The 10,604-nt window shown below is 59.3% G+C and carries 9 protein-coding genes; 5 read left to right on the top strand and 4 right to left on the bottom strand.

Annotated elements, in window-relative coordinates:
- Positions 1–2: 2 nt before the first annotated feature.
- Positions 3–425 carry a hypothetical protein gene (locus tag GIW69_RS25830; RefSeq protein ID WP_236485614.1) on the top strand — a complete coding sequence of 141 codons (423 nt, stop codon included), beginning with the start codon at positions 3–5 and terminating at the stop codon, positions 423–425.
- 113 nt (positions 426–538) lie between these two features.
- Here the strand turns inward: GIW69_RS25830 and GIW69_RS25825 are convergent, their stop codons facing one another.
- Entirely contained in the window at positions 539–1,438 is a 900-nt protein-coding gene (locus GIW69_RS25825) for a LysR family transcriptional regulator (protein WP_236485612.1), read from the bottom strand.
- Between the two features lie 102 nt (positions 1,439–1,540).
- On the opposite strand from GIW69_RS25825, the gene GIW69_RS25820 reads away from it, so the two are divergent.
- Together GIW69_RS25820 and GIW69_RS25815 are read left to right on the top strand one after the other, a co-directional pair.
- Positions 1,541–2,926, top strand: coding sequence for an MFS transporter (locus tag GIW69_RS25820; RefSeq protein WP_496570962.1), 1,386 nt, complete (start codon positions 1,541–1,543; stop codon positions 2,924–2,926).
- A gap of 23 nt (positions 2,927–2,949) precedes the next feature.
- The gene (locus GIW69_RS25815) at positions 2,950–4,224 is read left to right on the top strand and encodes a glucarate dehydratase family protein (RefSeq protein WP_236485611.1); all 1,275 of its coding nucleotides are present in this window, start codon (positions 2,950–2,952) and stop codon (positions 4,222–4,224) included.
- Positions 4,225–4,276: 52 nt separating this feature from the next.
- Here the strand turns inward: GIW69_RS25815 and GIW69_RS25810 are convergent, their stop codons facing one another.
- Complete coding sequence (locus tag GIW69_RS25810) at positions 4,277–5,161, bottom strand: LysR substrate-binding domain-containing protein (protein ID WP_236485610.1); 885 nt, start codon at positions 5,159–5,161, stop codon at positions 4,277–4,279.
- Between the two features lie 156 nt (positions 5,162–5,317).
- Between GIW69_RS25810 and ydiJ the strand changes: the two genes are divergently transcribed.
- The gene (gene ydiJ / locus GIW69_RS25805) at positions 5,318–8,353 is read left to right on the top strand and encodes a D-2-hydroxyglutarate dehydrogenase YdiJ (RefSeq protein WP_236485609.1); all 3,036 of its coding nucleotides are present in this window, start codon (positions 5,318–5,320) and stop codon (positions 8,351–8,353) included.
- Here the strand turns inward: ydiJ and GIW69_RS25800 are convergent.
- Both GIW69_RS25800 and GIW69_RS25795 read right to left on the bottom strand, forming a co-directional pair.
- Positions 8,286–8,972: a paraquat-inducible protein A gene (locus tag GIW69_RS25800; RefSeq protein WP_236485608.1), complete on the bottom strand. Its 687-nt coding sequence runs from the start codon at positions 8,970–8,972 to the stop codon at positions 8,286–8,288. The genes ydiJ and GIW69_RS25800 overlap by 68 nt on opposite strands.
- Entirely contained in the window at positions 8,969–9,565 is a 597-nt protein-coding gene (locus tag GIW69_RS25795) for a paraquat-inducible protein A (RefSeq protein ID WP_236485607.1), read from the bottom strand. The genes GIW69_RS25800 and GIW69_RS25795 overlap by 4 nt, the downstream gene beginning before the upstream one ends.
- A gap of 321 nt (positions 9,566–9,886) precedes the next feature.
- Here GIW69_RS25795 and GIW69_RS25790 point away from each other — a divergent pair.
- A partial coding sequence (locus GIW69_RS25790; protein ID WP_236485606.1) for a heparan-alpha-glucosaminide N-acetyltransferase domain-containing protein occupies positions 9,887–10,604 on the top strand: 718 nt, incomplete at its 3' end.

Here is a 10,604-nt window from a genome sequence, read left to right as displayed (position 1 = left end):
GTTTGTGGGTGGGAAAGCGAGGAATTTCGGTGGGGCTTTGGGATATTAAAGCAGAGGCATTTTGGGCGTTTTGTATTGCAACGATGCTTGGATTGATGTCTTGCCGTTTAGCCACGAATGACAGATTGCATCGATGGTTGCGCAGCCGAAATGTCACGACACAAACTTCCTATCCCAGTGAATGGTTCAATGCATTTGCCCAATTCGACCGCCTGATTACCCTGCATCTGGATGACGAGAGGCGCCTATTTGGCTGGCCCGCCGAGTGGCCAGCGGAATCCTCCAGCGGGCAATTTCTAATGCATAACCCTATATGGCTGAAAGACGACGGCACGTTACTGTCTTCTGGTGCCGAGTATTTGCTGATAGATTCCGCGAAGGTTAAATGGGTTGAGTTCAATCCTATTACAGAGGGTTCAACGTGACAGCAAAAGTAATCAAACCAATGCCACCTCACGTCGCACGGGTTTTTTTCGGGCCGGATGGCAAACCGCAGATTAAGGGCCCGAAGGCCCCGCCACCGCCTCCGAAATATTAATCACCCCCAACCATCCTTCACCGCCCGGCGTATGCCCTCCAGCAACATCGCAAACGCCGGATTGTCATTATTCTCCCGCCAGATCAGATGCAGTTCGCTCTGCACCCCATCGCCCAGATCGATATCGCGGAACACCACATTCTTGAATACCACGCTGGTCGCACATCGCGGCACCAGGGCCAGACCCATGCCCGCATTGACCATCGCCAGAATCGTCAGCGACGACCCGAGCCATTGCACGTAGTCGGGCGCCACCCGGGCCGAGCGCAGCATGCCGGTCAGTAGCTCGTTAAACGGTGGATAGGCGGCGTGCGAATACATCAAAAACGGTTGCCCATCCAGATCGGCGACTGACACTTCTTCAGCGTTCGCCAGTCGGTGGTTGCTCGGCACCGCCAGCACGAACGGCTCGCGCACGAGGCATTCGGTGGCGTAACCCGGCTCCAGTAACGGTGCGCGGACGATCCCCAGATCTATGCGCCGTGCCCGCAAAGCTTCGTGTTGCTGATAGGTGTTCATCTCGGTCAAATCAATTTTCACCTGGGGCTGTTTCAGCCGCGCCTCGGCGATGACCTTTGGCAGGAATTCGTAAACCGCACTGCCGACAAAGCTAATGTTGACGGAGCCGATATCGCCCTCAGCGAAACGTCGGGCAGTGACGGCTGCCTGCTGAGCTCGTTCCAGCAGATTTTGAGCCTCGATGAAAAACGCCCGACCGGCGGCGGTCAGTGCAACGCTCCGCGTGCTGCGGGTAAACAGTTCCACGCCGAGATGATGTTCCAGTAACTGGATCTGCCGGCTGAGCGGCGGCTGGGTCATGTTTAGTCGTTCGGCGGCACGACGAAAATTCAGTTCGGTGGCGACGGTAGTAAAACAGCGCAACTGGGTGAGTTCGAACATTGATCTAATCCAGGTATCAATCGAATGCCAAGTTAGATTAGACGGGATCAATTGCCCCGTCCATGATCGGTCTACCGCTTAAAAGCCCCCCCAAAAAAAACAATGAACGGGAGTCGCCTCTTGAAAACCCTCCAGAGTTCGCCGGACATCACGGTACTCGCCCGCGCCGCCGCCAAGGTCAAGCGCCATGTATTGCCGCTGTTCGTGGTGATGTTCATCGTCAATTACATCGATCGGGTCAACATCGGTTTCGTGCGCAGTCATTTGGAAACAGATCTGGGCATCGGTGCCGCCGCCTATGGTCTCGGTGCCGGATTGTTCTTTGTCGGTTACGCGCTGTTTGAAGTGCCATCAAACATGCTGCTGCAACGCTACGGCGCACGCGCCTGGCTGACCCGAATCATGTTCACTTGGGGCGCCGCCGCGATGGCCATGGCATTCGTCAAGGGCGAAACCAGTTTCTACGTGCTGCGCTTTATTCTCGGTGCCGCCGAGGCCGGGTTCTTCCCGGGAATCATTTATTACTTCACTCAGTGGCTGCCGGCCTCGGAGCGCGGCAAGACCATGGCCGTGTTCCTCAGCGGTTCGGCGATTGCCTCGGTGATTTCCGGTCCGGTGTCCGGAGCATTGCTGCACGTCAGTGGCCTGGGCATGCACGGTTGGCAGTGGATGTTCTTGATCGAAGGTTTTGCTTCGGTGGTGCTCTGTGGATTCGTCTGGTTCTGGCTGCAATCCCATCCGCGCCAAGCCAAATGGCTGAGCGAAGACGAGCGCGAAGCATTGGTGAGTGCGATTGCTGAAGAGCAGCGTGCCCGTGAAGCCACGCAAACCGCCAAGCCGTCGATGTTCAAGCTATTGGCGGATCGGCAGATCGCACTGTTCTGCTTTATCTATTTTTCCATCGCCCTGACCATCTACGGCGCCACGTTCTGGTTGCCGAGCATGATCAAGAAAATGGGCAATCTTGGCGACTTTCAGGTCGGATTGCTCAATTCGATTCCGTGGATCATTTCCATCGTTGCCATGTACGGATTCGCTGCAATGGCCGGCAAATGGAGATTCCAGCAGGCCTGGGTGGCCGTGACCCTGGTGATCGCAGCGGTCGGCATGTTCATGTCCACCACCGGCGGGCCAGTGTTCGCTTTCGTTGCGATTTGTTTTGCTGCCATCGGTTTCAAGGCTGCCTCAGCACTGTTCTGGCCGATTCCGCAAAGCTATCTGGATGCGCGCATCGCGGCGGCAGTCATCGCGCTGATCAACTCCATCGGCAACCTCGGCGGCTTTGTTGCGCCGACCGCGTTCGGTTTCCTTGAGCAATCCACTGGCACCATCGAAGGTGGGATGTACGGTCTCGCCGCGACCTCGCTGATCGCCGCCGTGGTGATCTTCTTCGCCCGCATGGCACCCGCCAACAAAGACAAAACCCAAGCAAAGCCTGGTGCTGAGGCCGCCGTCACCGTGACGGCCGGCACCACCGCAAGCCGCTGATTCCGAGCCACAGGAGCGTTATCTTGAAAATCATCCGCGTAACCGTCACTCCGATTGCTTTCCGTGATCCGCCATTGCTCAACGCCAGCGGCATCCATGAACCGTTTGCCTTGCGCTCGATCATTGAAATCGAAAGCGACAACGGCTTCATCGGCCTCGGCGAAAGTTATGGCGACGCGCCGGCGCTGGCAATCCAGCAGCAGTTGCAGTCGCAATTGATCGGCCTCGATCCATTCAACCTCAACCAGTTGCGCGCCATCGTGCAGGCCACCGTTGCAGCAAATAAACCGGCGAGCATCGCGGGTGCGGAGTTAGCGCCGGGTTCCCACGCGAGCAAAGCGGTGAGCAATGCGTACTCAGCGTTTGAAGTGGCGTTCCTCGATTTGCAGGCGCATTATCTGAACGTGCCGCTGGTGGATTTGCTCGGCGGCGCGGTGCGTGATGAGGTGCCGTTCAGTGCCTATCTGTTCTTCAAGTACGCCCAACACGTCGATCCACCCTACAAACCGGACAACTGGGGCGAGGCACTCAGCGAACAACAAATCGTCGCGCAGGCGGCGCGGATGATCGAGGCTTATGGCTTCAAGAGCATCAAGCTCAAGGCCGGCACCTTGCCGCCGGAACATGAAGTCGCGTGCATCAAGGCTCTGAAAAAAGCCTTCCCCGAGTGCCCGTTGCGCATCGATCCGAATGGCAACTGGTCGCTGGAAACGGCGATCCGCATGGCTGAATTGCTCGGCGACGACTTGCAGTATTACGAAGATCCGACCCCGGGTCTGGACGGCATGGCCGAGCTGCACAAACGCACCGGCCTGCCGCTGGCGACCAACATGGTGGTCACCGATTTCGACGAATTTCGCCGCAGCATCGAACAGAACAGTGTGCAGATCGTCCTCGCCGACCACCATTACTGGGGCGGTCTGCGCGATACGCAGACCTTGGCGAAAATGTGCAGTGTGTTCGGCCTCGGTGTGTCGATGCACTCCAACTCACACTTGGGCATCAGCCTGATGGCCATGGCTCATGTCGCGGCGGCGGTGCCGAACCTGGATTTCGCCTGCGACACGCATTATCCGTGGCAGGAGCCGGACGAAGAGGTCATCAAGGGCGGAAAGCTGCCGATCGTTGACGGTTGCGTGAAGATCACTCGCGCACCGGGTTTGGGTCTGGAGCTGGATCAGGATCAGTTGGGCAAGCTGCATGACCAGTACCTGACCTGCGGAATTCGCCAGCGTGATGATGTAAGGCAGATGCAAAAATACAAGGCGGATTGGAAAGCGGTGAAGCCGCGGTTTTGATGTCGTCCGGGCGAGCCTGCTCGCGAAAGCGTTTGCCCTGACAATCCGGGATTCAGAGCGTGCGCATCAACCAATCCCGAAACGCCTTCAGCGACGGCAGCATTTCATTGCGCGCCGGGTACACCAGGTAATAGCTGCGGCGGCTGATGATCGGGTCGCCCAGTTGCAGCAACTCGCCGTTGTGCAATTCATCCTCGACCAGAATCCGTGGCACCAGACCAATGCCAATGTTGGCGCGCACGGCCTGGATCAGGTGTGAAGTCATCTCAAAGCTCGGCCCGATGCGCATGCTGCGATGGGGCAGTTTGTGATGGGTGAACCATTCCGCCCAGGCCTGGGCATTGCTGCTGACGTTGAGCAGTAATTGCCCGGCGATTTTTATCTCTGCGTCGCGACGTTCCGTGTCCGACAGCTGTGCACTGGCGATCACCACGAGTTCTTCGGTATGCAACCGATGGGCGCTCAACCCCGGCCATTCCCCGCCGCCTACACAAATCGCCGCATCGATTTCACTGGTGTCAAAGTCGATGGTTTCGATGCGCGAGTGCAGGTGCACGGTCATGCCCGGGTGCGCGGTGTAGAAATCCTTGAGCCGTGGCAGCAGCCATTTCGAGCCGAAAGTCGGCAGCGTGGCAAGGCGCAGGCTGTGGACGCCGGATCCGAACGCCATGGCTTGCAAGGTCGCGCTGCGGATTTGCCCGAGGGCCTCGCCGAGTTCGCGCTGATACATGCGCCCGACATCGGTGAGGATCACCCGCCGGCCTTCGCGGGTGAACAGGCGCATGCCGAGCATTTTTTCCAGAATCTGCACCTGACGGCTGACCGCACTTTGCGTCAGGGACAGTTCATGGGCGGCGCGGGTATAGCTTTCATGGCGGGCGGCAGCCTCGAAAGCCAGCAACAACGACATGGAAGGGGTAAGGGTGCGCGGATTCATTCGGTTTAGTCATCAATAACGGGTCGAATTTACGGTTGTCCCGACGGTCTTCTGCAATGAAGATGGCCGTCATGATAGGGCGGAGCCTGACGTAATCATTCGTTGCGTACAAGTGTTCACCGCCACGTGACCCTTTTGACCGAGATGCCCTGACCGATGATTGCCCAACTTTCGCCCGCCACCGCGTTGACCTCCGATTATCAGCGGTTCCTGACGGCACTCGAATCCAGTGGATTCGAAGGCGAAATCAGCGGCGACTACGCCAGCCGCGTGGTGCTCGCCACCGATAACTCGATCTATCAACGCTTGCCGCAAGCGGCGGTATTTCCCAAACATGCCGAGGACGTGGCGCGGATCGCCCGGCTGATCGCCGAGCCTGCCTACCGGCAAGTCGTAGTAACGCCTCGGGGAGGCGGCACCGGCACCAACGGCCAGTCGCTGACCGACGGATTGGTGGTCGATCTGTCACGGCACATGAACCGCATTCTGGAAATCAATGTCGAGGAACGCTGGGTGCGCGTGCAGGCCGGGGTGGTCAAGGATCAGCTCAACGCCGCGCTGAAATCCGCCGGGCTGTTCTTCGCTCCAGAGCTGTCGACGTCCAACCGCGCCACGGTCGGCGGCATGATCAACACGGATGCCAGCGGGCAGGGCAGTTGCACCTATGGCAAGACCCGCGATCATGTGCTTGAACTCGACATGATCCTGCGCGGCGGCGAGCATTTGCACGGTCGACCGCTGCAAGAAAGCGAACTCGAAGCACAATGCGCCCGCGAAGATCGGGTCGGCAAAGTCTATCGCTGCGCACGGGGAATCATCGACGGCCAGGCTGAGCTGATCAAAGAGCGCTTCCCCGATCTGAACCGCTGCCTGACTGGCTACGACCTGGCGCACCTGCGCGAAGAAGACGATCGCTTCAACCTCAACAGCGTGCTGTGCGGCGCTGAAGGATCACTCGGATTTGTCGTCGAGGCACGGCTAAATGTCTTGCCAATTCCCAAGCACACAATGCTGGTTAATATCCGTTACGCCGGTTTCATGGACGCCTTGCGCGATGCCCGGGCGCTGATGGCGCTCAAGCCGTTGTCGATCGAAACCGTGGACTCAAAGGTGTTGCTGCTGGCGATGCAGGACATCGTCTGGCACGGCGTGGCTGAATATTTCCCGGCCAGCACCGAGCGTCCGACGCTGGGCATCAATCTGGTGGAGTTCTGCGGCGACGATCTTGAAGACTTGCAACAACGCGTCGAAGCCTTCATCGCTCATCTGGGCAGCGACACCACGGTAGAGCGCCTCGGCCACACGCTGGCGGTCGGTCATGCGGCAGTGAACAAGGTCTATGGCATGCGCAAACGCGCGGTCGGTTTGCTCGGCAACGTCGCCGGTGAAGCGCGGCCACAGCCATTTGTCGAAGACACCGCCGTGCCGCCGCAGCACTTGGCGGAGTACATTGCCGAGCTGCGTGATTTGCTCGATAGCCACGGTTTGCAATACGGCATGTTCGGCCACGTCGATGCCGGCGTGTTGCATGTACGGCCGATCCTCGACATGAAAGACCCGCAGCAAGCGGCGCTGGTGCGGCCAGTGTCCGACGGCGTGGCGGCGTTGACCCAGCGTTACGGCGGACTGTTGTGGGGCGAGCACGGAAAAGGCTTGCGCTCGGAATACGCGCCGGCATTTTTCGGCGAACTCTACGCGTCGCTGCAAGCGCTGAAAGGCGCGTTCGACCCTTTTAACCAGTTCAACCCAGGCAAGATCGCCACCCCGGACACACCGGGTGCGCAACTATTGAAAATCGACGAAGTCACCCTGCGTGGCGAACTGGATCGGCAGATCGACGAGAAAGTCTGGCAGGACTACGGCGCGGCCATGCACTGCAACGGCAACGGCGCCTGCTACAACTTCGATCCCGATGACGCCATGTGCCCGTCGTGGAAAGCCACCCGCCAGCGCTCGCAATCGCCCAAGGGCCGGGCCTCGCTGATCCGCGAGTGGCTGCGTTTACAGGGCGAGGCGGGTGTCGATGTGTTGGCCGATGACACGCGCCAGCCGGCTTTTTTCGCCACGCTCGTGCAGCGCTGGCGCAACAGCCGTGCGCAACGTCAGGGCGCCGCGGATTTTTCCCATGAGGTCTACGACGCGATGGCCGGTTGTCTGGCGTGCAAGTCTTGCGCGGGGCAGTGCCCGGTGAAGGTCAACGTGCCGGAATTCCGTTCGCGGTTTCTGGAGCTGTATCACAGCCGTTATCTGCGACCGGCGCGGGACTATCTGATCGCCTCGCTCGAATACAGCCTTCCGTACATGGCGCGGGTGCCGCTGCTCTATAACGGTTTGATGGGCAATTCCCTGGTTCGCCGTTTGCTGGAAACAGTCGGCGGAATGGTCGATGTGCCGCTGCTCAGCCGCCTCGATTTCCACGCGGTGATGCGCCGTTGGCAGGTGCGGCCGGCGACAGCGACGACCTTGTCTGCACTGACCCGGGATCAGCGCGAACGCAGCGTGGTGCTGGTGCAGGATGCGTTCACCCGTTATTTCGAAGCGCCGTTGCTCGCCGATCTGGTCGAGCTGATCTCCCGGCTCGGCTATCAGGTCTATCTCGCGCCCTTCAGTGCCAACGGCAAGCCGTTGCATGTGCAGGGTTTTCTATCGGCGTTCAACCGCGCCGCACTGCGCAATGCCGGACAACTGCGTGAGCTGGCCAACGTCGGGGTACCGCTGGTGGGACTGGATCCGGCGATGACCCTGGTTTACCGCCAGGAATACCTCAAGGTGCCGGGCATGGAGCAATGCCCGGAAGTGGCGCTGGTGCAGGAATGGCTGCTGAAAGTAATGCCGGATCAGGCCGGTGCAAACCACGGCGAAACGTTCCGGTTGCTGGCCCACTGCACCGAAAAAACCAATGCGCCCGCCGCTACCCGGCAGTGGGAGCAAGTGTTCGAGCGGGCAGGACTGAAACTGGTGACCCAGGCCACCGGTTGCTGCGGCATGTCCGGCACCTACGGGCACGAGGCGCGCAACCGTGATACTTCAACGGTGATTTACGAGCAGTCCTGGGCGCGTCAGGTCGAGGCGCCGGCGGAGCAGGGCGAAGCACTGGCCACCGGTTATTCGTGCCGCAGCCAGGTCAAGCGCCAGGCGGATCGGACACTGCGTCATCCATTGCAGGTGTTGCTTCAGGTTCAGCGCGGTTGAGTGGTTCGTCCGGTGCGTTTTCCCAGATCAGACGCGGATCGAAACTCATCGCCGAGAGCATGGTGAACACCACGACCATGCCGAAAAACAGGATCCCCGGGCGCGGTTCGATGTCGCCCAGGGCCTGGAACTTCACCAGTGCCGCGACCAGGGCAACCACCAATACGTCGAGCATCGACCAATAGCCGATCACCTCGACGAATCGGTACAGCTTCGAACGCTCCTTGCGCGCCCAGTCGCTGCCGCGCTGCACGGTGATCAGCAGCAACGAAAGGGCAACAAATTTCACACCCGGCACGGCGATACTGGCGACAAAAATGATCAGGGCGATGTCCCACGCGCCATGTTCCCAGAACTCCAGCACGCCGCTCATGATCGTGCTGTCCGCGCCGTCGCCGAGCATCGTGGTATTCATCACCGGCAGAAGATTGGCCGGCACATAGAAAATCAGCGCGGCGAGCATGTACGCCCAGGTGCGTGTCAGCGAATTGGCTTTGCGCCGATGCAGCGGCGCATCGCAACGCGGGCATTGATGCGGTTCGCCGGTCATGTCGCAGGCCAGCCCGCAGCTGTGGCACAGGCAAAGATTCAACTCGCTGGCGGTCGGTGGACGGCTCATAAAATGTCCCATAAATCACGAATGTCGCGGCCGGCGATACGGATCATTAGCAAGCTGAGCGCGGCGAGGGCGAACAGGCCGATGCCGGGCAGCACATCGAGCATGCCTGCCAGTTTGAACACCGCGACCATCGCGCCGAGCAGGCAGACTTCGAGCATGCTCCATGGGCGCAACGTTTCCAGCCAGCGCATGCACGTTTTGAAACCCGGTGCGCGTTGCGAGGCGAGGGCGAAACTCAGCACCCAGATCAGCAGCACCAGTTGAAACGCCGGGGCGATGATGATCGAAATCGCCGCAACCATCGCCATGAACGTGATCGGCCCCTGGCTGAGTGCGAGTACCGAATCCCACAGTGTCGCGCTGTTTTTCAGGCCCTTGAGGCTGATGCTCATGACCGGGTAGAAATTGGTAAAAAGCCAGAGCATGGCGGCAGTAAACGTCAGGGCCAGGCGCTGCTCGATGGTCAAACCGTTATAGCGCTCAAGCACGCCCCCGCAACGGGTGCACAGGGTTTTCTGATGTTTGCCGAGCACAGCTTTTTCATACACGCAGTCGCAGTGCTCGCAGATGATCAGGTGCTCGGTGTTGACCATGAAAGGCACTCGCGGGAAACCCAGGGGCATTCCTCACTATAGAAGTCCGTGGGCATTGGGCAAATTCCTGTTGCGGGCACATCATCGGCGTACCAGGGATTAGTGCAGGATTGCTGCGGTTTCAACCGGGATTCACTGTGTAAATACTGGCGCACAGCGGCGGGCTGACGTCGGGCGTGTCGCTGATGGCGCAGGGCGTAAGTCTCGTTAGCGTTGTATTTCTATTTGAGAAACACTAGCGATTAGTGATTTTAATGTTATAGAGTAACGCAAAATGACAGGCCGACCTGTCGCTTCATCCTCCCGATTTGCGAACTCTTCATGACGATTGCTGCGCTTCGTTCCGCCCCCACGGCCAGTGGCCGACTCCTGTCCATCGATGCGTTGAGAGGCCTGGTCATCCTGTTCATGCTGCTCGACCACGTGCGCGAAACTTTCCTGTTGCATCGCCAGGTGTCCGATCCGATGGACATCGCGGCCATAGAACCTGCGCTGTTTTTCAGTCGGACACTGGCGCATTTGTGTGCGCCGGTTTTCGTCCTGCTTACGGGGTTGTCGGCGTGGTTGTATGGCGAAAAGTATCAAGGCAAAACAGACGTCAGTGCGTTTCTGTTCAAGCGCGGACTGTTTCTGGTGGTGCTGGAGTCCACCCTGGTAAATTTTGCGTGGACGTTTCAAGTGCCACCGACGGTCATCTACCTGCAAGTGATCTGGGCCATCGGGCTGAGCATGATCGCGTTGTCGGCACTGGTCTGGTTGCCGCGCGGGTTGTTGTTGGCGTTGAGCGTGATGATCATCGCCGGACATAACCTGCTCGATGGTGTGCATTTTTCGGTGGAATCAGCGTTTCACGTGCCGTGGGCGGTATTGCATGATCGCGGCTGGATCGACGTTGGAGAAAGTCTGCGCCTGCGCACGTCGTATCCGTTGTTGCCGTGGATCGGTGTGATCGGTCTGGGTTATGCGCTTGGGCCGTGGTTCGCGCGGACGATGGATGCGGGCGTTCGTCAGCGGCGCCTGCTGATGTCCGGTGTGGCGG

The sequence above is a fragment of the Pseudomonas syringae genome (assembly GCF_021605415.1).
GTDB classification, from domain to species: Bacteria; Pseudomonadota; Gammaproteobacteria; order Pseudomonadales; family Pseudomonadaceae; genus Aquipseudomonas; species Aquipseudomonas syringae_S.
Note: the sequence above shows the minus strand (reverse complement) of the source record. Positions and strands in the feature narration are given on the sequence as shown.